The organism is Xanthomonas sp. Leaf148 (assembly GCF_001423585.1).
Classification (GTDB): Bacteria; Pseudomonadota; Gammaproteobacteria; order Xanthomonadales; family Xanthomonadaceae; genus Xanthomonas.
On record NZ_LMOP01000008.1, the window covers coordinates 201,627 to 227,768 of the forward strand.

Genomic DNA, 26,142 nt, shown 5'->3' on the forward strand with positions numbered 1-26,142 from the left:
AACCGATGGCGTCCGAGTGCCATCGGCTTTACAGCCGATCTCATCGATCTTCATGTCGAATCGCACAAGCATGACGTGCGCTTCAAGAAAAACGCGCCGTTGCCGGCGCGTTCGATCGGCCTCACGCCGCGTCCGCGTACCACGTCGCCGTCAGGATCGGGTCGCCGCTGGCGTTGGCGGTCAGTGCGTCCAGCCCGTGATCGGGCAGGTCGGGGTGACGGTGGCGCGCCTGCTGCAGGATCTCGCGTGCCAGCACCGCCATCTGCGCCACGTTGGTGTGGATGCGTGCGGCAAACGCGTCGTCGTCCAGGGTGTCGTGCAAGGCGCCATTGAGCTCGTTGAACCAGCCGATCAGATACTGGTCCAGCAGACGGCCATCGCTGGTAGCGATGCCTTGAGCAGTGTTGTGCACGCCCCAGTCGTGCAGCACGCGCTGCATGGCCAGGTTCATGTCGCGCGCATAAAAGAAGTCGGCTTTCATGCGCGACAACAGGCTCAGGTCGGCGATGCGTCCGGAACAAAACAGCGGCGCCAGCAACGACCAGTAGTAGGTGTAATCCCAGATCACCTTGACCGGCATGACCTGCTCGTCGCCGAACAGCGCGTACTGATCCTGATACAGGGTCAGGGTGTTTTCGTAGAACGAGAAATACAGTTGCTCATACAGCTCGGTATACGGGCTGAGCGACCTGCCGGCGCGATCGCGGCCGATCAGTTCGCAGATATAGGTGTTGGAGATGGCGATGAAGTCGCTGCCCGGCGAATAGAACGGATCCAGGAACACCCCTGCCTCGCCGGTGAGCGCCCAGCGCTGCGACGAGAACACCTGTTTGCAGCCATACGAAAAATTGCGCAGGAACAGAAAGTCCTGCAAGCGGTAGTCGGCCTTGTCCAATGAGGCGGCGACCTGCGGTTGATGCAGACGCAGCCAGTCCATGGCTTTTTCGTGCGTGTTCATGGTCTCCAGCGGGTGCATCTGCGCATCGCACACGATGCCCAACGAATGCGCGCCGGACGACAGCGGGATCAACCAGAACCAGTAACCGGGCCCGCACATGTGATTGGTGGAACGCCAGCGATCCGGCGGCGTGCAGCGCTGCAGCCAGCTGCTGTCCTGCGACCAACCGTTCGGGTCGATCAGGCCTTCCACGCGCCACCACACCGCATTGGCGTTGTGCGCGTTGTCCTGTGCCAGGCCCAGCTTGCGCTTGAGCAGGCCAGCGCGGCCACTGGCATCGACCACCCAACGCGCGCTCAGCGTGCCTTGCTCGCCGGCATGCTCGTAGCGCACCGCATGGTCGGTCTCGTCCTCGGACAGATCCACGCCCTTGACGCTGCAGTTGTCCAGGAACGCGATGCCCTGCGCGCGGGCGCGCTCACCGAGGAAATTTTCGAAGCGGCCGCGGTCGATCTGCCACGACGGTGTCGGCAGGATCTGGCTGACGCCCAGTTCGGTGCAGCGGTCGATGTCTTCGCGTTTGTCGGAGAAGAAGAAGCGGAAACCGAACTTGCGGATCTGCTCAGTCTCCAGATGCTCGCGCAACCCCAGCACGTCGGCAAAATAATGCGCGCCGATCTCCACCGTGGATTCGCCCACCTTGAACGCGGCCTCGCGCACCGGGTGCGCACGGCGCTCCAGCACGGTGATCGCAAGCTCCGGATCGCGTTGCTTCAATTGCAGGGCCAGGCTCAGGCCGGCCAGACCACCACCGGTGATGACGACATCGCGACGCTGTGCATTCATGGGGACGGGTTGCTCTTGGTAGCCGCGGGCACAGTAGCAAATTCGCCGTCGACATCGTCAATGATCACCGGGTTGGCGCGCACGTTGCGGTACTCGCGCCAGATGTGCCCATAGGTCCAGGCCTGCACGACCACGTGCGAGGTGATGTTCCACAGGTCGCGCACCAGCCGGAAATGGCTCTTGCGGAAGGTGCCCGGCGCGCTGCCCGCGTAGCGGGTTTCGATCGGCACCGCGACCACCCGTGCGCCGGCCTGGCGTGCGGCGGAAATCAGCAGCTGCGCCTCGAACACGAAGCCTTCGCCGGACACGTTGGGCAGGGTGAACACCGAGGCCGGATACAGCCGTTGGCCGCTCTGGCTGTCCACCAGTTGAAAACCGCAGGCCCAGGCGATGCCCCAGTCGCCGAAGTCGTTGCCGATCCGGCGGATGGTGGGCTGGGTGGCGCGCTTGCGCATGCGCGCGCCGACGATCACGCAGCCGGGGTAGCGGTTGGCTGCGGCCAGCAGGCGCGGGAAATCGGCGGCCTTGTGCTGGCCATCGCCGTCCATGGTCATCACCGCGCGCATACCCATCTGCTGCGCCTGCGCAAAGCCGCTGCGCAACGCGGCGCCCTTGCCCATGCGCTGCGGATGGCGGATCAGGCGCACCGGCAGGTCGGCGATGCAATCGGCGGTGCCATCGTCGGAACCGTCGTCGATCACGATCACATGCGAGCAGTAGGTCAACGCATCGTTGACCACTTCGCGGATACGCAATGCCTCGTTCAAGGCCGGCACCAGAATCGCGGTGTCCTCGCGGGTCAGCGGCACCCGGCTCATCGCTGCAGCTCCACACGCAGCACCCGGCCAGGGCCGGCATACAGGGCGGCGCTGTCGCCGTGGCCGGCCAACAGCGCGAACAGCGGCAGCATCGGCGCCATCGCATTGGCGGCGACATGGCGCGCCAACGCGCCGTCAGCGGGAGACGGCGCGCCATCGTCCAGCCACGCCTGCAGCTGCGGCTTGCCGGCCTGGCCAGCGCTGCCCAGCACCAGCGCGCCACCAAGCAGGCCCTGGCTGGGCGAGATGCGCCCAAGCGGCCCCACCGAGCGCGCGTCGTAGCCGGCCAGCAGCACTGCATCGACGCCGGCGGTGAGTTGCACCAGCGCTTCCAGCAGGCCTTGCGCAAAACTGGCATCGCGGGCGCTGATCGCCGTGGCCGGGGTCATCGCGCCGGCACCGATGGTCCAGTAGCCCGCCGCGGCGTTGTGCACCGAGTTGTGGAACTTGGTCGGCGAGATCGCCAGCGGGTCGCTGGCCAGCGTGGTGCACATGTAATCGGTGATGGCCAGATCGCCGTGCGTGGAGGTGAACACCGACGGCAAGCTGGCAGGGTCGCGGCCGGCGGCGGTGCAGGCCGCCAGTGCGGCTTCCAGCGACACCGCCACCGTATCCGGCGCACGGCGGCGCTCGTTGGCGGCCAGCAGCTGCGGCGCCGGACGTACGGGCGTCTCCTGCAGCGGGCCGCCCTGCATGAAGGCATGCGCGGCCTCCCAGTTGGGCAAGCCTTGGGTCCAGAAACCGATCCCTTCGATGGTGGCGGTCAGCATCAGCGTGCCCGCCCGAACAGCAGCGAACAGTTGTTGCCGCCAAAACCGAAGGAGTTGTTCATTGCGTAATCGATCCGGGAATGGGCGTTGTCGAAGCGGATCTGCGGGCCGCAGGCGGGGTCGGGCACCTCGCTGTTGAGCGTGCCCGGCAGCACGCCGTCGCGCAGCGCCAGCAGGGCGATCACCGATTCGACGATGCCGGCCGCCCCCAGGGTGTGGCCGGTCCAGGCCTTGGTCGAGCTGGCGTGCAAGGTGTCGGGGAAGATCGCCGCCACCGCTGCCGCTTCCACGCTGTCGTTGGCCGGCGTGGCGGTGCCATGCAGGTTCAGATAGCCCACCGCTGCCGCGTCCAGGCCGGCGCGTTCGAGCGCGCCACGCATCGCCAGCTGCGCGCCCAGGCCCTGCGGATGCGGGGCGGACATGTGGTGCGCATCGCTGGATTCGCCATAGCCGTACAGCCACAACGTCGCATCCGGGGCGGCGGCGGTGCGTTCGACCAGCGCAAAGCCACCGGCTTCGCCCAGGCTCAGGCCGACCCGGCGCGCGTCGAACGGCTGGCACGGTTCGGGGGCGACCACCTGTAGCGAGTTGAAGCCGAACAGCACGCTGCCGCACAAGGTGTCCACGCCGCCCACCAGGGCCGCGTCGATCACCCCGGCCTCGATCAGCCGCGCCGCCTGGGCAAACACCTTGGCACTGGACGAACAGGCGGTGGCCACGGTCACGCTGGGGCCACGCAGGCCGGTGGCGTGCTGGACGAAGTCGCCCAACGAATGCGGGGTGTGCACGATCGGGCGGTCCAGATCGTCCGGAAACCGCGCGCCATCGGCGTCCTCTACCAATCGCGTATACGCCTCTTCGCTGGCGCCGATGCTGGAGGTGGAGGTGCCGATGATCACTGCCACGCGCTCTGCGCCGTAGCGCTGCGCGGCGGCCTGCACGGCGTCGGCCATGCCGTCCTGCTGCAGGGCCAGCCAGGCCAGCCGGTTGTTGCGGCAGTCCCAGCCTTGCAGCGCATCGGGCAGGACCACCTCTTCCACGCCGTCGACGCGGCCGATCCAGCATGGCAGCGGTTGCGGTCCGAAATCGTTGTAACGCAGGCCGCTGCGGCGCGACTGCAGCGCGGCGGCCTGGGCCGCGAGCCCGGCGCCGAGCGCGGTGGTGGAGGTATAGGCGGTGACGGCGACCGGGGCCATCTGGGACGAATGCTGCGCTTGGCTCACGATGGTCTGGCTGGCAAAAAGTGCTCGCAGTATATCGGTGGCGTACGCCAGCCCCGTCGATGGCGCAACTGAACGCGCCGGTCATGTCGCTGACGTGGCTGGGATTTTTCGCAGCGGCCGCGCTTTCGCCGTCGCCGCAATTGGGACACAATCCTGCGACCCACCGCTCTACGAGCGCGATCACGCGCGCATGCACGCCTACGTCTATAAAAGCCAACGCAAGCAGGACACCTTCGTCTACCTCGCCAAGCGTGACGATTTCTCCGGTCTTCCCGCTGCCGTGCACGCGCCGTTGGCGCCATTCGCATTCGTGCTGGAGGTGGCGTTGACGCCTGAGCGCCGCCTGGCGCAGGCCGACGTGGTGACCGTGCGCGAAGCGCTCGCCAAGCACGGCTTCTACCTGCAGCTGCCCAAGACGGTGGTGCTGGCGGGCGAGTGCGACTATGACTGAGCCGCAGCGTGCCGCGCGATTGCGCGCCGCAGCGCTGGCGGGTGCAGCCGGCGTGGTGTTGTCCCTGCTCGGTGGCCTTGGCGGCGCCGTTGCCGCAGTGAGCCTGTGGCTGGCGCAACCGGCCTTTGCATTGGCGGTGTCGTGGGCGCGTGGCACCCGCGCGCTGGCCACGCAGCCGCGTGCCATCGCACAGGCGCTGCCGCCGTTGCTGGCGATCTGGGGCGTGGGCCTGCTCGCCTTGGCGGCATTGATCAGCTGGCCGCTGACCGCGCTGCGCGATAGCGGCAGTCTGGCCGCCGCCTTGGCCTTGAGCGTGGCCGTCAGCGCCGCCTTGCTGGGACTGTGGCGCACCTGGCCGTTGTGGGGCGAAGTGGAGCGCGACGGTGGCGCGCTGGCGCCACGCTGGCACGCCCTGGCCACGCAGGAACTGCATGCCTGGCGCGGGCTGCTGGCCGCGGCATTGGTGTTGGCGGTGTGCACCCTGGTGGTGGCGCTGGCCTGGCCGGGTTGGTTGTCCGGCGGTCTGCGCTGGGGCCTGGCGATTGCCGCTGCCGCGCTGCTGCCCACCGCCCATCTGCTGTTGCAACGCACCGCCGCACCGGCGCGCAGCGATGTGCCGGTAGCCCGGCAGGCTGCCGATTTCTTCTCCGAAGCGGCCGCCGAACCGCGCCCGCTGGAGCCGGTCGCCCAGCATCAGCTGGTGCCCGAATTGTTCGAAGCCGCGCGTAGCGGGCGGGTGGATCGCGCGCTGCAATTGCTGGAGGCCGGTGCCGACCCGCAGGCGATGCCGCTGCCGGAGTGGCGCGACCAACGCAGCCTGCCCGCGCTGGCGGCGGTGCTGCCGGATCTGCGCCTGCTGCGCGAGCTGATCGTGCGCCGCGTGGACGTCAACCAGCCGCATCGCGGCATGACGCCGCTGCTGGCCGCCACCCGCGACAGCTGGCATGGCCGCCCGGATGCGGTGATGACGCTGCTGGCCAACGGTGCCGACCCGCGCTCCACCGACAACGACGGCAATACGCCGCTGCATCACGCGGTGCGCAGTTCCGACCCCGGCGTGGCCGCATTGCTGCGCGATGCCGCCGCCGACCTGGACGCGCTCAACAACGAAGGCCACTCACCGCTGGCGATGGCGTGCCAGGTCGGCAATTGGCGGCTGGCGAAATTTCTGCTGGAACGCGGCGCCCATTCCGAACCGGACGGCGGCGCGCCGGTGTTGCTGGCCGCCGCCGGCACCGAAGAAGACGACCCGGCCGGCGTGCAGTTGCTGCTCAAGCACAAGGCGCGCGTGGATGCGCGCGACCGCCAGCGTCGCAGCGCCTTGCACGAAGCTGCGCTGGCTGGCCACGGCGACATCGTCGAAGCGCTGTTGTCGGCCGGCGCCAATCTGGAAGCGCGCGATCTGCTCGGCCGCACGCCGTGGCTGGATGCCGCGCGTCAGGCGCGCAGCGCGGTGCTCGAACGCCTGGTCGCGCGCAAGGCCGATGTGCTGGCCATCGACGGCGACGGCCGCAACGCGGTGATGCTGGCCTGCGCTGCCGACAGCGTGTCGCCTGCGCTGATCCGCCGCCTGCTCGATCTGCAGGTGCCGGCCGACAGCGTCGATGTGCATGGCCGTCGCGCCGTGGACGTGGCCGCCGAAGCCGGGCGTTGGGCGATCGTGCAATTGCTCGACCCCAACTATCCCTTGCCGGCTGCCGTCAGCGATGCGCATGGCGACACCCCCGGCGTGGCGGTGCTGCCCGATCGCCCGCCGCTGGTGTTGCTGCGCGAAGGCCTGCAGTTCGGCCAACGCGATGGCCTGGACGCGCTGGCGCGACTGTGCGGCCCGGACGAACTCGGTGGCCTGCTGCACGACGCGCATCTGGCGCTCAACGCCGATGCGGTGGACTGGCTGCTGCGCCACGGCGCCGATGCCGAAGTGCGCGATGCCTGCGGCGACGTGCCGATGTTTGCGCTGCTCTCGCGTGGCGTGGAGGCGGTGCCAGCGCTGCAGGTGCTGCTGCGTCACGGCGTGTCGCCGGCCGGTGCAGGTGGCCTGACCCGGCTGCTCAGCGCCTGCGTGCAGCACGATGCGGCATCGCGCGGGCTGGAGCAGTTCGCAGTGGAATTGCTTGAACGCGGCGCCGACCCTTTTGCGCCGTCGGCAGCTGGCGATCCGCCGTTGTCGCTGGCCGTGCGGCTGGGCTGGCTGCGCCTGCAGCAGTGGTTGCTGGAACACGGCGTGGACCGCGAAGCGCGCGACAGCCATGGCATGACCGCGCTGCATCTGGCCACCGCGCTGGGCCGCGATGCCTCGCTGAAATTGCTGGTCAAGCAGGGCGCCTCGCCGGAAGCACGCGCTGCCGACGGGCAGACCCCGCTGGGCGTGGCGCTGTCGATCGGCCGGCGCGATCTGGCCGACTGGCTGGACTGGCGGATCTGGTCGCTGCCACGCCGTACGCTGCGCGAAGCGGACGTGCCCGCGGCCGCGATGACTGGCGATACCGATGCGGTGCGACGCCTGATCGACCTCGGTCTGCCGGTGGATGCCGTCGATGCCCAAGGCTGCACCGCGCTGCTGCGTGCGGCCGGTGGCGGCCACCTGGGCGTGGTTGCGCATCTGCTCGGCCGCGGTGCCGACCCGCAGCGCGCAGCCAATAGCGGCGCCACGCCGTTGTCGGCGGCGGTGAGCATGCGCCAGACCGATATCGTCGCTGCCCTGCTGCAGGCCGGCGCGCAGATCGAACATCGCCTGCCCGGTGGCGTGACCGTGCTGATGCTGGCGTGCGCACTCGGCTTGCCGGATATCGTGGCGCGTCTGCTCACGGCCGCAGCCAACGTGCACGCCACCGACGATCAGGGGTTGGCACCCCTGCATTGCGCGGCGCTGTACGGTTTCACCGCGCGCGACACCACCCGCCTGCTGGCGCTGCTGGACACCTTGCTGCTGGCCGGTGCCGACCCGGACGCGCTCGCCGGTGGGCGGGTCAGCCCGCTGCTGTTGTTGTTGGGTGCGCGCGCCGAACCGGGCACCGCCTGCGACGAAAAGGTGGTGCTGGCCGGGGTCGAACGTCTGCTCGACGAAGACGTCTCGCTGGATGTGGCCGATCAACGCGGCTTCGGCCCGCTGCATCTGGCCGCCCTGCATGGCTTGCCGCTGCTGGTGCAGCGCCTGCTGCGCGCCGGTGCCGATGCCGACCGTCGCGATGCGCTCAACCGCACCCCGCGCGAGATCGCCATCATGCGCGGCTTCATCGATGTGGCCGGCCAGTTCGAACCCGCGTTGCCGGGCGTCTCCTCGATGGCGCGCTTCCTGCGCGAAGGCCGCTGAGCCAGCGCGGCACACCGCTGCGGGTGCTGTTCGTATGCAGCCGCAACCGGCTGCGCAGTCCCACCGCCGAGCGCGTGTTCGCCGACTGGCCGGGCGTGCAGACCCAATCGGCCGGGCTGGCAGCGGACGCCGAGGTGCAGGTCACGCCCGAATTGCTGCAGGAGTCCGACCTGGTGCTGGTGATGGAGCGCCGCCACCTGCAGCTGCTGCGCAAACGCTTCGCCGCGCATCTGCGCCACTGCCGCGTGGTGTAGCTGCAGATTCCCGACGACTACACCTATATGGATCCGGCACTGATCCGTCGGCTGGAACACACGGTGCCACCGTTGCTGCGTTTGCCCGCATATTCGTAACCCGATCCCGACACCGCGCGTGTAAAACTGCGGGTTCTTTCGCTGGAAGGAAACGCCCACACGATGAGCGTGCGTATCGAGGACCACGCCATGCTGGGCAACTGCCACAGCGCGGCCCTGGTCGACCATCGCGGCACCATCGACTGGCTGTGTCTGCCACGCTTCGATTCCGATGCGGTCTTCGCATCGCTGCTGGGCGACGAGCAACACGGGCAATGGGCGTTGTCGCCCGCCGCCGCATTCCGCAGCGAACGCGCTTACGAAGACGACAGCCTGGTGCTGTGCACGCGCATGAGCACCGACACCGGCACGGTGGAACTGGTCGACTTCATGGTCGCCAGCGACAAAGGCGACAGCCACCAGCATCTGGTGCGCATCGTGCGCTGCGTGCAGGGCGAGATGCCCATGCACATGCGCCTGACGTTCCGTTTCAACTACGGCCGCACGGTGCCGTGGGTGACCGGCATCGACGGCGGCATTCGCGCGATCGCCGGCCCCGACCAGCTCGCGTTGCGCTCGCCGCAGGAACTGCACGGCGAAGACCTGGGCACCGAAGCCGACTTCACGTTGCGCGAAGGCGAAAGCACCTGGTTTCTGCTCAGTCACGGCGCCTCGCATCAGCCCACGCCGCCGGCGATCGACCCGGAGCAGGCGCTGCAACGCACGACCGCGTTCTGGCATGGCTGGGCACGTCGCTGCACCGATGTCGGCCCGTGGACCAAGCAGGTGCGTCGCTCGCTGGTGGTGTTGAAAGGGCTCAGCTATCTGCCCACCGGCGGTATTGTGGCTGCGCCCACCGCCTCGTTGCCGGAGCATCTGGGCGGCACGCGCAACTGGGATTACCGCTACTGCTGGTTGCGCGATTCGGTGTTTACGCTGATCGCGTTGCTGCAAGCCGGCTATCGCGATGAGGCTGCGGCGTTTCGCGACTGGGTCCAGCGCACCATCGCCGGGTCGCCGGATCAGTTACAGGCGCTGTATGGCATCGGCGGCGAGCGCCGATTGCAGGAATGGGAAGCGCACTGGCTGCCCGGCTACGAAAATTCCGTTCCGGTACGCATCGGTAACGGTGCGGTGGATCAATTCCAGCTCGATGTGTACGGCGAGCTGATCGGTGCCTTTCATTACGCACGCGAAAAAGGCGTGGCGCCGCCTGCCGATGACGACGGGTCGTCGGCGTCCTTGCTGGAAAAGATTCTCGACACGCTGGAAACCCTGTGGCGCCAACCGGACGAAGGCATCTGGGAAATCCGCGATGAGCGCCGGCATTTCGTGCATTCCAAAGTGATGGCGTGGCTGGCATTCGATTGCGGCAGCCGCGATGGCATTACCAATGCCGATGCCGACAAGCGCGCGCACTGGGGCCGGCTTGCCGAAGAGATCCGCGCCGAAGTACTGGAAAAAGGCGTGCATCCAGATGGCCACTTCGTACAGAGCTACGGCTCCGATCGTCTGGATGCATCGCTGTTGCTGATTCCTATCGTCGGCTTTCTGCCGCCGGACGATCCGCGCATCGCCGCGACCGCCGATGCGATCGCGCGCGAGCTCACCATCGATGGCCTGGTCGAACGCTATCGCGCCGACGACAGCGCCGATGGCCTGCCGGCAGGCGAGGGCACCTTCCTGGCCTGTAGTTTCTGGCTAGTAGAAAACTTTGCGTTGATCGGTCGCACCGATGAGGCGCGCGCATTGCTTGAGCGTTTGCTCGGGCTATGCAACGACGTGGGCCTGCTCGCAGAAGAATACGACCCGCGCGGCAAACGCATGCTTGGCAACTTCCCGCAAGGGTATTCCCACGTGGCCCTGGTCAATGCGGCATTGCGCCTGCACGGGCGCATGGGCGAAAAGGAAACACATCCATGAACGAACAAGCCACAACCCCGCCGTGCATCATCGTGGTCTTCGGTGCCCGCGGCGATCTGACCAAGCGGTTGGTCATGCCGGCGCTGTACAACCTGCGCCGCGCCGGTGCATTGGGTGAGGAATTCGCCATCGTCGGCATGGACCATGGCGACATCAGCGAACGCGCGTGGCGCAGCAACATGGGGCAGTCGATGACGCAGCTGCTGAGCAGCCGCGATGCCGAATTCCAGACCGATGAATTCGATACCGACACCTGGGACTGGCTGCGCGAGCGCATGCATTACCTGCGCGGCGACTTTACCGACCTTGGCGCGTATCAGGCGTTGGACGGCGTGCTGGAGAAACTGCACAAGCGGTATGGCACGCAAGGCAATGTGCTGTTCTATCTCGCCACCGCCGCGCGCTTTTTCGAGCCGGTGCTGTTGAATCTCGGCGAAGCCGGCCTGGTCAAACAGCGCGAAAATCAGGGCTGGCGCCGCGTCATCGTGGAAAAACCGTTCGGCCACGATCTGCCCAGCGCCAAGCATCTCAATGCCACCGTGGCCAAGGTGCTGCATGAGGATCAGGTGTTCCGCATCGATCATTTCCTGGGCAAGGAAACCGTGCAGAACATTCTTGCCTTCCGTTTTGCCAATGGTTTGTTCGAGCCGGTGTGGAACCGCGACCGCATCGATCACGTGCAGATCACCGCCGCCGAAACCATCGGTGTGGAAGGGCGCGGGCGCTTCTACGATCCCACCGGCTGCTTGCGCGACATGGTGCCCAATCATCTGTTCCAGCTGCTGGCGATGATTGCGATGGAACCGCCAGCCGCATTCACCACCGAGGCGATGCATCGCCGCCGCGCCGAAGTGATCGAAGCCGTGCGCCCGATCAAGCCGGAAGATGTGGTGCGCGGCCAATACGCGTCCGGCGCGGTCAATCGCAGCGCTGTGCCGGGCTATCGCGAAGAAGACACCGTGCCGGACGATTCGGAAACCGAAACCTATGTGGCGATGAAGCTACAGGTCGATACCTGGCGCTGGGCTGGCGTGCCGTTTTATTTGCGCACCGGCAAGCGTCTGCGCGAGCGCACTACCGAGATCGCCATCCGCTTCAAACCCGCGCCGCTGGCACCGTTTCGCAGCACCGAAGTCGGCGGTTACGGCCCCGACTGGCTGGTGCTGCATATCCAACCTGATGAAGGCATTTCGCTGCAGTTCGACGTCAAGCGCCCGGGCGCGCAGGTTGCACTGGCGCCGGTGCGCATGGACTTTCGCTACCGCGACTGGTTCCCCAAGGAATACACCGTGGGTTACGAGCGTCTGCTGCAGGACTGCATGAACGGCGAAGCCGGCCTGTTCCAGGATGCGGCGATGGTGGAAGGCGCCTGGCGCATCGTGCAGCCGATCCTGGATACCTGGAAACAACCGGCCAGCGACTTCCCCAACTACGCCGCCGGCAGCGCCGGCCCCTCGGCCGCCGACGCGCTACTCGCCATGAACGGCGGACACGCCTGGCGCGCACTCACCCCAGGCCGCAAACCGCCGCCGCGCCGCCCGCCGGAAGTGCGCAGCAGCGCTACGACGCCGATCAAGAAGGTAAGCAAGAAAACGGCGAAGAAAGCGGGCAAGGCGACATCCCAACGTGCTGCAGCACCTGCCGCAAAATCTGCTGGAAGCGCAGGCGGTTCGCCCAGCAAGGCTGCAAAAAAGCCAGTGGCCAAGCGGGCAGCGAAGAAAGTCGCAAAAACAGCTGAGAAGACCATGAGCAAAACCGCAGCCGGCAAGGCGGCAGCGAACAAGTCGATCAGCAAGAGTGCAGCTACCCGTAAACCGCACAATTGATTCGCAGGCGCCAGCCGTTGCGTGATGGCTGGCGCGTGTACAAAGCAATCGATGAAGCTTCTGGCTTGCTGCGTCACGATGCTCGTTGCCTAGCGACCGGCACACAGCGTGTGAAGACAGGCGCTCGCGATCATCGGTGTGTGCGTGAATCTCGATTGCAAACTAACGTGACGCGATGCTTGGCGAGCCCAGATCTGAGCAAGATAATGTGCGCATAGCAGATTGCTGAGGCCGCTAGCTGGGAAGAAGCTGTGCGCCTTGATCATTAGGTGAGCCTGCATAAGTTGAACTGATACTTGACTGGAGCAATTCCGGCAGGTGATAGTGACGCACCTGTGGCAGCCACGTCGTGCTCGATAGCGCCTGTAGCACTGTCGCGCAGTTAAAAATAGAGAGAGATTAGAACATGGAAGTTCTTAGGCCCTTGCGGCTTCGTCATTACGTTTACGCCCTGCTGCTGACCGTTGTCTACGGAGTCTCCGCGCAGGAGGTCAAACCAGAATGGACGGTTTCTGCCAAGCACCCAGAAATGCCAATGACAACCGTTGGCGTTTTTGACAATCAACATCGTGCAATTGAGGCCATGGCGCAGATCGCTGGTCCCAGCGATGCACAGTATGCGTATGCTTTAGCTACGCACGTAAAAGAGACAAAAACAAACGAAGATCAGACAGTTACGCTCACATACTGGCTTGGTAATGATCAACCTTCCGATCCCGAATGGACTTACTCTGCACTAGGTAGCTCTTACGCAACTGAGGTGGAGATGGTTGCACGTATTGAGTCCTTCTACAGTGAATTTAACGAATGTGGCAAGGTTTCGCTGAAGCCAGCAACTGAATGGACGCCATACTCGGCGGAATTCGAGGGTCGTTTTGATTCAAAAAGTTTTGATGTTATATCGAACGTAATTTATTACGATGGAACGTGCTTGCCTGTAGAGCACACTGGGATCGGTACTCGCCAGCGCAGGCTATTCTGTCCTTTATATACGGACTGGAACGATGATTATCAAGCCTGTGTAAATCTGGAAATATTTGCTTACTTGACCGGGTCTTCTCTAGAGGATACGTGTTCGGTTGGTAATCCGTGCGATGTAAAAACTGGGGAAAAGTCGCAGCCTGAACAGGATTTCGATCTTGGATGGATGCGTCTCGTTCGAACGTTTCGGTCCTCGCAGGTTGGACGGCGATCCAACCTTGGGGCGGGCTGGTTCAACTCACATGAAATCAGCGTTTCTGTCAGTGGCTCTCACGCAATACTTGCAGAAGGAAACGGGCTTCAACGTAGTTTCAAATCGGTCGGAAATTCTTTTATTGCTTCTGATGGTTCTGGGGATCGGCTTGAGAAAATAGCTAATGGATGGCGACTTTTTAGGTCGGATACGGTTTCGGAATTTGATGCTACAGGCGCGTTGGGCTTGGTGTCGAAGGATGACGGTACTTACCTTCGATATGCGTACGATCGGTCCTCGAGGTTGGAGTCGATCACGCACTCGACCGGGCGCAAGTTGGTTTTCCACTACGCTGATGGTTCCCGTTATGCTCAGCTTATTCGAATTGCGCTGGACGGAGTTGCGTTGGCTACCTACGCTTACTCTGACACTTTCCCGGATAGCGCGGTGCTGGAGAGCGTGACCTACGCGGACGGCCGGGTCAGGTCGTATCTGTATGAAGACGAGGATTTTTACCGCTTCCTGACCGGTGTGGTCGCGGAGGATGGAATGCGCTACAGCACATTCGCCTATAGCGCTAAGGGGCGTGTTGTGTCAAGCCAACATCACGACGGCGCAGACGGTGTGACGCTTGATTACACCGATGATGCCACCGTTGTAACCGATGCATTGGGGAAGCTGACGACATATACGCTGAGCCAGCGTTCCGCAGGTCCTAGAAAAATAGATGACGTCACCGACAGCGCAGGTACCCTCAGCAGCGACTATCTGGACGCAAGTGTCGATTTTCGTCGGCGCTTGAGAGCATCTACCGACCGTGCCGGGTTTATCACGCAACACGCGTATGCCGAACTTGCGGATGCTGGTGTGCCAGTCAATATGCATACGGTCACCGAGGCGGCTGGTTTAGCCAGTCAGCGAACGACAAGTACGCGCACGGCTGTCGACAGCAATCGATTGATGTCAGTTCAATCAAGTGACAAGAAAATAGGCTATGTCCGAAATGCGCGACTGCAGCCGCAGCAAGTCATCACGACCGACGTCGCAAGTGGTCAGACCAGGATTCTCAGGACGGACTACTGCGAGGCAGCAGATGTGGTTGCAGGCGGCGACTGTCCCGTGCTCGGTCTCCTGAAGTCCATCGACGGCCCGCGCACAGATATCGACGATCGTACGACCTACAACTACTACCCCGTCGATGACGCTGGATGCGATACGGTCACTGGGACGTGCATGTATCGCAAGGGCGACCTCAAGCAGGCCATCAATGCTCGCGGCCAGATCCGCGAGAATTTGAGCTATGACGCAGCAGGCCGCGTTCTTTCTGCTGTCGACGAGAACGGGGTGCTGACTGATTACAGCTACCACCCACGTGGTTGGCTGGCATCGACCACAGTTCACGGTGCGACTGTCGCGCAGAATCGCGTCACCACGTTCGAGTATTGGCCCACCGGCTTGGTCAAGCGCATCACCCAGCCCGATGGCAGTTACGCCACGTTTGTCTACGACCAGGCCCAACGCCTCACCGATGTCACCGATACGCTCGGCAATACCCTCCATTACGTGCTGGATAAGGCTGGCAATCGTTTAGATGAGCAGACTAAAGACGCACAAGGCGTGCTCAAGCGCAGCCTGACCCGTATTTACAATCAATTGGGCCAACTGGAAACGCAGGCGGACGCGGCCGCAAATCCCACCGACTACGCCTACGATGCAAATGGCAACCTGCGCTTGATCACCGACGCATTCGGCCGTAGCACCCTGCAAGAGCACGACCCACTCGGCCGGCTTGCACGCACGTTGCAGGATGTCGATGGCATCGAGGCCGAAACCAATGTGGGCTACGACACGCAGGATCGCCCGTTGCAGGTCAAGGACCCCAAACGTCTGGACACGCGCTACACGTACAACGGCTTCGGCGATACCCTGAAGCTGACCAGCCCGGACACCGGCGTCACTAGCTATACCTACGACAGCGCGGGCAACCGCGCCACGCAAACCGATGCGCGCGGCGTCACCTCCACCTACGCCTACGACGCGCTCAACCGCGTCTTGAGCATCAGCTATCCAACCGCCGCCTTCAATGTGAGCTATACCTATGACGTCACGCAGAGCGTGTGCGCCAGCGGTGAGACGTTCACAGTCGGGCGCTTGACCAAGCTCCAGGATGGCGGCGGTACCACTCAATACTGCTACAACCGCTTCGGCGAGGTGGTGCGCAAGGTGCAGGTGGTCAATGGCAAGACATTCGTGTTGCGCTACGACTACACACCGGGCGGCCGCTTGCGGTCGATGGTCTACCCGGACGGCACTACGGTTGATTATGTCCGCAACGCGAAAGGCCAGACGACCGAGGTTGGGGTGACCGCACGAGGCGGCAGCCGCCAACGTCTGTTGAGCGGAGCGACCTACTACCCGTTCGGCCCATCTTCCGGCTGGATCTATGGCAACGGCCGCAAGTTGGCACGCATGTACGATCAGGACTACCGGCCGCAGAGCATCCAGGACACCCGCACCGGAGGGCTGGAAATCGGCTTCGACTTTGACGCTGTTGGCGACCTTACTGCCTTGACCCCCGCAGGCAACCCGACGCCAGAGCTACGACTGGACTACGACGCCCTCGGTCGGCTCACAGCGCTGAAGGACGGCGCCGCCAATACCGTGATCGACGGCTACAGCTACGATGCCACCGGCAATCGCCTGAGTGCGAAGGTCGGCGGCGCGACGCAGGCCTACACCTACCCAACCACCAACCATCGCCTGAGTGCGGTCGCCGGCATGGTGCGTACCTACGACAAGTTGGGCAACACCCTCACCATCGGTGGGAAGGCACGGGAGTACCTGTACGACACCACCGGCCGCATGACTCTGGTCAAGCGGGCAGGTGTTGCTGTCATGAACTACCGCTACAACGGCCGCGGCGAGCAGGTACGCCGTTACCTAGGCACCAACAATACCTACACGCTCTACGATGAGGCGGGCCACTGGCTCGGTGATTACGACACCAACGGCGCACCCAAGCAGCAAGCAATCTGGCTGGACGACTTGCCGGTGGGCCTGCTGGCCAACGGCGGTCAACTGCACTACGTCGAACCCGATCACCTCGGCAGCCCACGTGTGGTCATCGATGCTGTCCGCGATGTTGCTGTGTGGAACTGGAGCCTGAAGGGCGAAGCCTTCGGCAACACCGCACCCAACCAGGATCCGGATGGGGATGGCACCGCGATGGTGGTCGACATGCGCTTCCCAGGGCAGCGATTTGATGCGGCAAGCGGGTTCAATCAGAACTACTTCCGTGACTACGATGCAGCTACTGGTCGGTATGGGCAGAGTGATCCGATTGGTATAGCGGCAGACATAAGTACCTATTCGTATGTCTCTGCAAATCCTTACGAAATGCTTGATTTACTAGGTTTGGAGTCAGTTGGCTCCTTCAATAATGGAGGGCACAGGCTCTCTTGGGAGAATGGCGTCAACCTCAGAGGGCCAGATTTTGTAAAAGTGTCTTTTAATTACGGTGTTGGCACCATCTCTTTTGCGCGAGGAAGGAATGGCAGGGTATATATGAGTAAAGGACTAGCAAAAATATATCCGCATCCAATAGCCGCAGGTGTTTCTGCTAGCATCGGATGGGTTAACGAATGTGAAGGACGTCCGAGCGACGCTACGCTAAATAATCTTTTCACTGGCCCAGGATTAGCTACCTTTGGGGCGTACGGGCCATTCGGTGGAGCATATAGCTATTCGCCAGGAGCCGGCTCTACTACAGAAATTGGAGCAGGTCTCGGGGTTTCTATAACTAAAGGTAGTGGCACCGGAGGCTTTGCAGGGGAAATAGGTGAGGTCATCAGCAACGATGGCTGGGGTTGGGCATGGTGAACATCGGAAAATCGATTTTTATAACTATCATTTCTTGTTGCATCTTATATGGTATTTACCTCTCTTCAGAAAAATCCAAAAGTATAGATTTATCTGGTAAGCCAGGAATTAGTGAATTAGGATCTGAAATCGAGCCGTTCGTGCAGAGCTTTGGGGGAAAGCCTATAAATTTCTTTGATCGGCTCAGCATTGCTGGCGGGCTCTCAAGTAAAATCTATTTGAGCGCTGGAAAATTTCCTCCGTTGGCGGAGTTTAGGCTGCTTTCATCAAGGTCGGGATGGGTGGAGATTTCGCCTGCAAAATCACCGTACTCGTTGACTTATCGATTTTGCAAAAAGAGGATGATGCTTTTACTCGAGCATTCCTTCAAATCCCATTGGATTTATGGAATTGAATGGGTTTCGGATGGAGAGGGGGTTTACTACTGCAACTCAACGTGAATGGCTTGGGGTGCATCACGCAAATTGGTTAGGTCAGGTTAAGACGCAGGCGGCCTAATACCAATTAGGTGCTATGCAGGTCATCTCACAGGCTGACGCTGTCTCCTCAATCTTCGGGTAATGGCCGGGCTTCGCTGATGCCACGATCGTGTTGTTCTCATTATGATGAAACGGGGTCAGGTCCTTAGGTATCCCCACGTTTTTAAGGTGCCAGGGTCATCTGCTCGCGCACTGCGTCGGGCAGTGAGCGCAAGCGTTCTAGCCAGCCTGAGACAGGTTCCATCGGCCAACGTCGGATCAGTGCCTCGCGGCCGACACGCAGTGTCGAGTAGAGCTTGCGCTGACTGTTGCGGGGCGACAGCCAGTGCGCGATGCCGGTGGCTTCGCAGCCCAGCCCTGCCAGCCAGCTGACGAAAGTGGCCAGGGTGTTGAGCAACAACAGGATCTGCAACCGCTCACCGCGACGGGTCAGGCTGTCTTCCATCGCCTGACCGTAGCGATGCGACTTCAGATCCCGAAATGCCAGCTCGATCTGCATCCGTCGTGCGTACAGGTTGACCAACTGCTTTGCGCTGGGCGCTTGCAGTTGTGGGGAGGCGACGATCAGCCACGGCTCGCGCTCACGCGCTGCTGCTTTCAAACTTGAGGATGCACGCGAGACCTTTGCAGGTGAGCGTCGATTGCGTTGCTGACGTCCCTGCGGTGTCTTGGCATAGAGCACCAGACGGCAATCGAGTGGATCACTGCGATTGGCCTGCATCGGTGGCAATGCGTGTGCACGGTTGGATGCCAGCGCATGCAAGCGTCGGCTATCGATCCATTGCGCTGCATCATCGGGCACGTCTTGCGGCTTGACCTGCGTGCGTCCGCGCAGACGCCCGACCCAATCCCAGCCCATCGGCGAGACGGCGCGAAACCACGGCGTGCGGAATCCGGCATCCGTGACCAGAATCGGACGCACATCGTCTGGAATCAGGTCCTTGAGGTGTTGCAGAAACCGCTTCTCCGCACCAGGCGAGCCTTGTTGTTTCCCAGCAACCACCATGTCCAGCAACGTGAGCGTGCGCCCACCGATCGGCACGGCTGCGCGCAGCAGACACCATGACTTGTCCGGCTTCAGATCGCTCCAGTCGATGACGATCACCGGCTGCGCGCTGCGCAGCAGCCAATGCGCCATGTCCCGCTCGATTACGGATCGCTCGCCCTGCAACGTACGATTGCACAGCAGGCGGTCGCATGCCTTGAGGGGCGCACGTACCCGCTTCGCGCCGGGCCATGCGCGTGCAATGTCGATCAAGGTCAGCCGGCCTCAGTGCAACAGTGCCTCAACCGCGCCAAGCAAGACGCGTCGACGTAATGCATGCATCCCGGAGAGTGAGTGAGACAGGCACTTCTGTAATACTTCGCTGGCGCGCATGGTCGGCACTCTTCTCTGGCTTAGTCACCTTGAAGCGTGCACCATGCGCGCACCTTCTTCCACACCCTGGCCCAGCAAGTACTTGATCTCGCAGGAAGAAATGTGGGGAAACCTCAGGGTCGGATTCACTTAACAAGTGACACTGTTTTGTGCGCTCGGCCGGCTTACTCCTCCCCAACGACGGCACCACCACTGGAATGGATGGCTATAGCTACGATGGCACCGGCAACCGCCTGAGTGCCAAGGTCGGCGGCGCCATGCAGACCTACACCTACCCAACTACCAGCCATCGCTTGAGTGCGGTCGCAGGCGTGGCGCGCACCTACGACAAGATGGGCAACACCCTCACCATCGGTGGCAAGGCACGCGGGTATCTGTACGACACCAGCGGCCGTATGACGCAGGTCAAACGCGCAGGCGCCGCAGTCATGAACTACCGCTACAACGGCCGCTGTGAGCAGGTACTCCGTTATCTGGGCACCACCAACACCCATACGCTTTACGACGAGGCGGGCCACTGGCTCGGCAACTACGAAACTACTGGCGGATTCAAATTGCATGCGCTTGCCAGAATAATTGCCATGAGTGTTTCGTACAAAGCTACTCAGCTGTAGTACGTCGATCCAGATAACAAAAAGTGAACTCATATGAAGCCTTACTTAAAATTTCTGGTTTTCATTGTCGCGGCGATGCTGTTTGTACCTGTCTTTGCATTTGTGGCGTATGACGCATTTGTAGTTGCGCCTCGCGTAGGCGATCTCCGGACCATCCTCAGCAACGCGGATCCTCTTGACCGTTCGCCTCCAGCTAATATCCGCCTGTATATCCATGCGCTGCACAGTAAAGGCGCATCACCTTCCGAGGTGATTGCGATGCGGCTGCATTCACGTTTTCTGCAACGTAGTGGCGTGTTTCGATCACACATAGAGCAGTTTCTGTGGGGACGACTGATTTCTCTGCATCTGTCCGAGGACGAGGTGCTTGCGCTCTATTCCACGCTCGCCTACAACGGGGAGGGAACAGGTTTGAATGCGTTGTCCCGACGCATGTTTGCAAAGCCGCTCAGTGATTTGGATGACCGTGAGGCGGCTACATTGGTCGCGTATACGCGGGCGCCGTGTGTGTATGCACGCGATCCTGCCAGTCTATCTGCGCGTCGCGATCGTCTGATTTCCGATGCACGAAGCGGACTTTAGCACCCCACTGCGCTGCCGCATCATGATGTGAAGCATTTCTAGGGAGCCAGAAAAATAGAAAAATTCCTGCGATCGATGAAAACATTGTTGGGCACGCTGCTGCTTGTCGCAGGCGCCTGTCTGTTGGGTGCGGGAATCAGTGCCTCGGCGGCGACCTTAGGGTTAACCAAGTTCGCGGACGATCGTCGTGGCGAATGGGCCTTCTTGATCCTTCCAGTCGACCTGGTCTTGGGCTCTCTACTTGGCTACTTCGGCAGACGGCTCTTGGTCGGGGCGTCTGGCTACACTCGCCGGCAAATCGGCGGTGCTTTTGCGTTTCTCGTCGTCGCGTCGTGCGTGTTTCTCACTTGGCGATTCAGCAATGGCAGTTGAGGGTCATCGGTCAGGCGTGGCTATATCGCGCGCGCCGGAAATGTTAGGTGCGAAGTGAAGCACGCCCGCGTGTCGAGGCTAGCTCGCTGCTTTATCGTAGCGGTTTGCGGCACGGAATCAGGCAGCGGATGCGCTAATCGCGGAGGCAACGCATGCGTTTTTTCACGTCTTCCGCGTCGCCGCTACTGCTTGATCATCCACATCCACATCCACCTTGACGTCGGCTTCGAACAGGCGCATCAGGTCTTCGCGCGCATCGCGCGAGGTCTGGATCACCTTGGCTTCGTCGTCGTAGACCAGGTGTTGCGCGCGCATCAGGTCTTCGTCGTGCTTGCGGAAGCGCTCGATGTGTTCGCGCGCGAGCGCATCGCCCACGCCGAGCGAGGTCAGCACGCGTCCGCCCAGTTCCAGGCTGGAGGCGAATACCTCGCGGAACGGTTCGGCGCCCAGGTCCATCAGTTTCCAGGCGTGTTGGCGGTTGCGCGCGCGCGCCAGCACCGTGGCCTGCGGGTACAGGCGGCGGATCAGCCGCACCGTCTTGATGTTGGTTTCCGGGTCGTCTACCGCAATCACAAACACCTTGATGCGATCGGCGCCGGCGGCGCGTAGCAGGTCCGGCCGGGTCGGGTCGCCGTAATACAGTTCGCCGCCGAAGCGGCGAATATCCTCCACCGTGTCGGGGTTGTGCTCCAGCGCCACAAACGGCACGTGGCGCGAGGTAAGCAGGCGGGCCACCACCTGGCCAAAACGGCCCACGCCCGCGATCAGCACCTGCGGCGACTGCGCATCGATGGTGTCGAAGGGCCGCTCGGACTTGGGCACCTGCACCCGCAATGGTCCATTGAGCAGGCGCTGCATCCCGAGCAGCAGCAGCGGCGTCAGGGCCATGGAGACACCGACGATGGCCACCAGGCGATCGTGATTGGCCGGATCCAGCAAGCCGACACGATCGGCTTCGTTGAACACCACAAACGCGAATTCGCCGCCCAGCCACAACACGCTGCCAAGCATCAGGCTGCTGCGTAGCGGCAGCTTGGCGACGCTGCCGATACCGACCAGCAGCGAGAACTTCACCACCAGCAAGATCGCCACGCCGGCGGCGATCAACCCCGGTTCGGCGACCACGCGATTGAGGTCGATGCCCATGCCCACCGAAATGAAGAACAAGCCCAGCAGCAAACCTTCGAACGGTTCGATCTGCGATTCGAGTTCGTGGCGGAATTCCGAATCGGCCAGCAGCACGCCGGCGATGAAGGCCCCCAGGCTGGCGCTCAGGCCGGCTTCCTGCATGATCCAGGCGGTACCCAGCACCACCAGCAACGCGCTGGCGGTGAACACCTCCGGCATGCGGGTGCGCGCCACTACGTTGAACAGATAGCGCAATACAAAGCGCCCGCACAAGATCACCAGCGCCAATGCGGCCATCGCCTTGGCCACATCGGGCCAGGCAAGAGTGGCGTTCTTGCTGCCACCGAGCAGCGGAATGGCGGCCAGCAACGGGATCGCGATCAGATCCTGAAACAGCAGGATGGCGAAGGCCAGTCGCCCGTAATCGCTGCCCAGCGCCTTGCGTTCGGCCAGCAGCTGCAGGCCCACCGCAGTGGACGACAACGCCAGCGCCACGCCGACGATGAGCGATGTTTTCCAGCCCAGGTTGCCCAGCATCAGCAGGCCGCCCAGGATCATGGCCGTCACCACCACCTGGGTGGCGCCGGCGCCGAACACCGAATGGCGCATTACCTTCAGGCGGGCTGGCGACAGCTCCAGGCCGATCACGAATAGCAGCATCACCACGCCGATTTCGGCCGCGCCGCTGATGCGCTCGGCATCCTGCACCACGCCCACACCATCCGGGCCAAGCACCACACCGGCGACCAGATAGGCCAGCACCGCGCCGAGGCCAAAGCGCTTGAACACCGGTACCGCCACGATGGCGGCCAGCATCAGGACCAGAGCCAGTTCCAGGCCACCGCTATGCATGCACATTCTCCGTTGAGGTGCGCATTATGCCGCCCGAAGCATCCGGCCAGCTTGCACCAACGTGCCGGAGTCGCCGCCGATGCGCATCGCATGCCACACGGTGCGGTGCTGTGACATGCGGCAGCGCCATGCAACCGGCCACGCCGGCACGCGCGGCCATGCGGCGACCGCAGCGCCCAGCATCCGCCAGGCGGAGCTGGTGTGCTGGATGCGCTGAGATCGCACCCTCGAAGCGAACAAGAGCCGCTACTGCGCCTGCGATAGCAGGACGCCGAGCAGCCTGCGCAGGGCCACTGCGCAGTCGCCAACGGCGTGCGGCCGGTGCGCTGTGCGGCATGCACGACGCATCTCACTGCGCCATGCATTCCTGCCGTGTGGCCGCGCTACGCTCGCTTTACTGCGCTCAGTGGCTCTTGAGCAGGAAGCGTCGATCCAGCGGCTGCAGCGGACGAGCGTTGAATGGATAGACGCGCTCGAAGGCGTTGATCTGCTCTTCGGACACCTGCACCGGCTGCTCGAGCACCACCCAGTCCACCGTTTCGCTGCACGGCGGGGTGGTCAGCGAGCCTTCGTAGCGATAGAAGCGGCGTTGCTGCTTGGGCGGAAGGAAATCGCTGGCCCGCACCGATGCGTTGGCGACCTGCCGGGTCTGGTTCCTGTCCTTGGGCATGGCATCCAGCACCCGCTGGAAGGCAGGATTGGCCTTGCCGGTTTCGAAGAAGATCGCCAGCACGCCCAGGGTTCCATCCGGACCCTGGTGCACGATGTGCGCCTCCATCGGGAAGCGCCGGCCGTTCAACAGGTGCTCGCTCGGGTGATGGAAATGCAGCTGCAACGCGGTGTACTGCTTGCCGCCGATCAGCATGGTGCCGCCGTCATGCAACTCCAGCTGGATGGAATGACCGGTGTTGCGCACCGCCAGCGGCACGGCGCTGTAGTCCAGCTCCAGCTTGCCCAGGTTGGCGTCGAGCGCGCCTTTCAGATCGATCGGGCTGTTCTGTTGGCCGTTGCCGCACAGCACGTTTTCCTTGGCCAGTTCGGCCCAGTGCTCGGCGCCCTCCGGACCGGTATAGCCCCACTCATGCCCGACGTGTTGGGGGGTCTCGTGCGCCTCCACGGGGGGCGTTGCAGGCAGCGTGGTTTGCGCCATGCCGACCGTGACCCAGCCCGCGGCGGCACACAGACACACCGGGCGGAGACGGCGTAACAAAAACGACATAGAAGACGGCATTGGTGATTCCTGAGCAGCGACGGGAGCGGAGGGGCGCAATGGCGCGCGCCCTGCCACGAAGATGTGCGGTGGGTTGGCTGTGCCAAGAAGCGGACTGTACCGATTGCTGTGCCGCACACCACAGGTTTGCGACGGCCGGTGGATTCGCTCAGACCAGCACGACCTCTTGGCGCGGCTGAGCGCATCGCGGCGACAGGGTTGCAGGTGAATGCCTGCACCACGCGCGGAGGTGCCACGACGATGGCACCTCCGCGTACTCGCTCTTGCGCAGCGTCAGTCGCGCGTTGTCGGCGGGGTGAGCGGCATGGCCTGCGCCAGCGCCGTGCAGTACAGGCTCGGCATGCTGGACGCCCGGTGAAGCGGGGCGGCTGCGAAGGATTGACCAAGCGAGCGCAGGCGCGCAGACTGCGCCGCGCCGCCGCCCGGATCACCGGTCGGTGCGCACCTTTCGGAGCCTTTACTCATGTCCAGCGACAGTCACCCTAGACCCGGGTCGATGACCCAGCTGGCGCGCGCCTGAGGCTCAGGTTCGCCGGCTGTCATCGACGACGGTCGTCACCAGGCGAACCACCATGTACAACGAAACCCTGCGCCTTGCCCAAGGCGTCGATGCCTTGATCGCACCTCTGGCCGAGCTCAACACGGCCGATGCGGTGGAATATCTCAACACGCTCGATCGCGACGATGCGGCACACGTGCTGGCCGCGCTGCCGCCGCCGCGTGCGGTGAAGTTGCTCGAACAACCCGAGCTGCGCGATGCCAGCGCACTGGTCGCCCTGCTGCCGGCCGAGCAGGCCGCCTCCTTGCTCGGGCAGATGGCCGACGACCGCGCCACCGATATCTTCCACGGCCTGGATGCCGAGCAGCGCCAGCCGCTGCTGTGGTTGCTCAGTGCCGAGGCGCGGCTGTCGATCCAGGCGCTGATGCGCTACCCGCCCAACACTGCCGGTGCGTTGATGACCACCGAATTCGTGGCGGTGTCGTCCGACTGGACAGTGGGCCGCACCTTGCAGCACATCCGCGAAGTGGAGCGCAGCCGCGAGACCGTTTACGCCATCTATCTGCTCGACCCGCAGACCCGCGTGCTGCAGCAGGTGGTCACCATGCGCCGGCTGATCACCGGCGCGCCGGAGGCACCGATCCTGGAGGTGGCGCAGGTCAATCCGCCGGTCACCGTGGACCCGGCACTGGACCAGGAAGAAGTGGCGCGCCTGATCCGCCGCCACGACCTGCTCGCGATCCCGGTGGTGGATGCGCGCGGGCATGTGCTGGGCATCGTCACCGTGGACGATGTGCTCGACGCATTGATCGCCGAATCCACCGAAGACGTGCACAAGTTCGGCGGCATGGAAGCGCTGGACAAGCCCTACATGCACATTGGGTTTGGCCAGATGATCAAGAAGCGCGCCGGTTGGTTGAGTGTGCTGTTTCTGGGCGAAATGCTCACCGCCAGCGCCATGCAGCACTTCGAGGACGAGTTGTCCAAGGCGGTGGTGCTGACCTTGTTCATTCCGTTGATCATGAGCTCGGGCGGCAACTCCGGTTCGCAGGCCACTTCGCTGCTGATCCGTTCGCTGGCGCTGCGTGAAATCCGCCTGGGCGACTGGTGGAAAGTGGCGCTGCGCGAGCTGCCCACCGGGCTGACCCTTGGCGCGATTCTGGGCGTGCTGGCGATCGTGCGCATCGCCATCTGGCAAACCGCCGGCCTGTACGACTATGGCCCGCATTGGCAGATGGTGGCGTTGACCATCGGTGCGGCGCTGATCGGCATCGTCACCTTCGGCTCGCTGTCCGGCTCGATGCTGCCATTCGTGCTGCAACGCTTCGGCTTCGACCCGGCCAGCGCCTCGGCACCGTTCGTGGCCACGCTGGTGGATGTCACCGGCTTGGTGATCTATTTCAGCATTGCCGCGGCGATCTTGAGCGGCACGTTGTTATAAGACAGGGCGATACAGGCCTGGCGAGCAATCGCCAGGCCTGTCTCTATGCGGGACGTGTCTAGGTGGACCGAGAGGGTGATGTCTGCGCGCTGCGCGCACGGATATCGATGACTTCGTCCCTGGCGTATCAGATCAGCAGCATGGCGGATCGT

At 63.3% G+C, this 26,142-nt stretch carries 14 protein-coding genes and 3 pseudogenes; 10 read left to right on the top strand and 7 right to left on the bottom strand.

The genetic code is table 11. The features are described 5' to 3' along the window. Nucleotides 1–121: 121 nt before the first annotated feature. Genes ASF90_RS05575 through ASF90_RS05590 form a run of 4 tightly spaced genes read right to left on the bottom strand, consistent with a single transcriptional unit; the run spans nt 122 to nt 4,528 of the window. The gene (locus ASF90_RS05575; RefSeq protein WP_055847015.1) at nt 122–1,744 is read right to left on the bottom strand and encodes an NAD(P)/FAD-dependent oxidoreductase; all 1,623 of its coding nucleotides are present in this window, start codon (nt 1,742–1,744) and stop codon (nt 122–124) included. After that, nucleotides 1,741–2,562 carry a glycosyltransferase family 2 protein gene (locus ASF90_RS05580; RefSeq protein ID WP_055847018.1) on the bottom strand — a complete coding sequence of 274 codons (822 nt, stop codon included), beginning with the start codon at nt 2,560–2,562 and terminating at the stop codon, nt 1,741–1,743. Before ASF90_RS05580 ends, ASF90_RS05575 begins: the two co-directional genes overlap by 4 nt. Beyond that, complete coding sequence (locus tag ASF90_RS05585; protein WP_055847021.1) at nt 2,559–3,332, bottom strand: beta-ketoacyl synthase chain length factor; 774 nt, start codon at nt 3,330–3,332, stop codon at nt 2,559–2,561. The genes ASF90_RS05580 and ASF90_RS05585 overlap by 4 nt, the downstream gene beginning before the upstream one ends. Beyond that, nucleotides 3,332–4,528: a beta-ketoacyl-[acyl-carrier-protein] synthase family protein gene (locus ASF90_RS05590; RefSeq protein ID WP_055847024.1), complete on the bottom strand. Its 1,197-nt coding sequence runs from the start codon at nt 4,526–4,528 to the stop codon at nt 3,332–3,334. The genes ASF90_RS05585 and ASF90_RS05590 overlap by 1 nt, the downstream gene beginning before the upstream one ends. 217 nt (nt 4,529–4,745) lie before the next feature. On the opposite strand from ASF90_RS05590, the gene ASF90_RS05595 reads away from it, so the two are divergent. The 6 genes and pseudogenes from ASF90_RS05595 (at nt 4,746) to ASF90_RS05620 (ending at nt 17,414) form a co-directional block, all read left to right on the top strand. Beyond that, nucleotides 4,746–5,006, top strand: a complete 261-nt coding sequence (locus ASF90_RS05595; RefSeq protein ID WP_055847027.1) for a YcgL domain-containing protein — start codon at nt 4,746–4,748, stop codon at nt 5,004–5,006. Further along, nucleotides 4,999–8,319: an ankyrin repeat domain-containing protein gene (locus ASF90_RS05600; protein ID WP_055847029.1), complete on the top strand. Its 3,321-nt coding sequence runs from the start codon at nt 4,999–5,001 to the stop codon at nt 8,317–8,319. Before ASF90_RS05595 ends, ASF90_RS05600 begins: the two co-directional genes overlap by 8 nt. Before the next feature lie 23 nt (nt 8,320–8,342). Then, nucleotides 8,343–8,672, top strand: a pseudogene (locus ASF90_RS05605) (phosphotyrosine protein phosphatase). 63 nt (nt 8,673–8,735) lie between these two features. Next, entirely contained in the window at nt 8,736–10,535 is a 1,800-nt protein-coding gene (locus tag ASF90_RS05610) for a glycoside hydrolase family 15 protein (RefSeq protein WP_055847032.1), read from the top strand. Beyond that, complete coding sequence (zwf, locus tag ASF90_RS05615; RefSeq protein WP_055847036.1) at nt 10,532–12,361, top strand: glucose-6-phosphate dehydrogenase; 1,830 nt, start codon at nt 10,532–10,534, stop codon at nt 12,359–12,361. Before ASF90_RS05610 ends, zwf begins: the two co-directional genes overlap by 4 nt. Nucleotides 12,362–12,767: 406 nt before the next feature. Next, nucleotides 12,768–17,414 carry an RHS repeat-associated core domain-containing protein gene (locus tag ASF90_RS05620; RefSeq protein ID WP_236699213.1) on the top strand — a complete coding sequence of 1,549 codons (4,647 nt, stop codon included), beginning with the start codon at nt 12,768–12,770 and terminating at the stop codon, nt 17,412–17,414. A 642-nt stretch (nt 17,415–18,056) separates the two neighbouring features. Here ASF90_RS05620 and ASF90_RS05625 read toward each other — a convergent pair. Further along, nucleotides 18,057–19,271 (bottom strand): annotated as a pseudogene (locus ASF90_RS05625) (IS4 family transposase). Between the two features lie 179 nt (nt 19,272–19,450). Here ASF90_RS05625 and ASF90_RS05630 point away from each other — a divergent pair. The 3 genes and pseudogenes from ASF90_RS05630 to ASF90_RS05635 form a co-directional block, all read left to right on the top strand. Further along, nucleotides 19,451–19,810: pseudogene (locus ASF90_RS05630) on the top strand (RHS repeat-associated core domain-containing protein); the annotation flags it as partial. 108 nt (nt 19,811–19,918) lie between these two features. Beyond that, nucleotides 19,919–20,467, top strand: coding sequence for a transglycosylase domain-containing protein (locus ASF90_RS21575; RefSeq protein WP_082473430.1), 549 nt, complete (start codon nt 19,919–19,921; stop codon nt 20,465–20,467). A 75-nt stretch (nt 20,468–20,542) separates the two neighbouring features. Further along, on the top strand, nt 20,543–20,839 hold the full coding sequence (locus ASF90_RS05635; RefSeq protein WP_055847042.1) for a hypothetical protein: 297 nt from the start codon (nt 20,543–20,545) through the stop codon (nt 20,837–20,839). A 162-nt stretch (nt 20,840–21,001) separates the two neighbouring features. On the opposite strand, the gene ASF90_RS05640 is transcribed toward ASF90_RS05635, so the two are convergent. Further along, entirely contained in the window at nt 21,002–22,819 is a 1,818-nt protein-coding gene (locus tag ASF90_RS05640; RefSeq protein ID WP_055847044.1) for a monovalent cation:proton antiporter-2 (CPA2) family protein, read from the bottom strand. Nucleotides 22,820–23,222: 403 nt separating this feature from the next. Beyond that, nucleotides 23,223–24,050, bottom strand: coding sequence for a carbonic anhydrase family protein (locus ASF90_RS05645; protein ID WP_055847047.1), 828 nt, complete (start codon nt 24,048–24,050; stop codon nt 23,223–23,225). Between the two features lie 572 nt (nt 24,051–24,622). Here ASF90_RS05645 and mgtE point away from each other — a divergent pair. Then, complete coding sequence (mgtE, locus tag ASF90_RS05650; RefSeq protein WP_055847050.1) at nt 24,623–25,990, top strand: magnesium transporter; 1,368 nt, start codon at nt 24,623–24,625, stop codon at nt 25,988–25,990. The last annotated feature ends 152 nt before the right edge of the window (nt 25,991–26,142 follow it).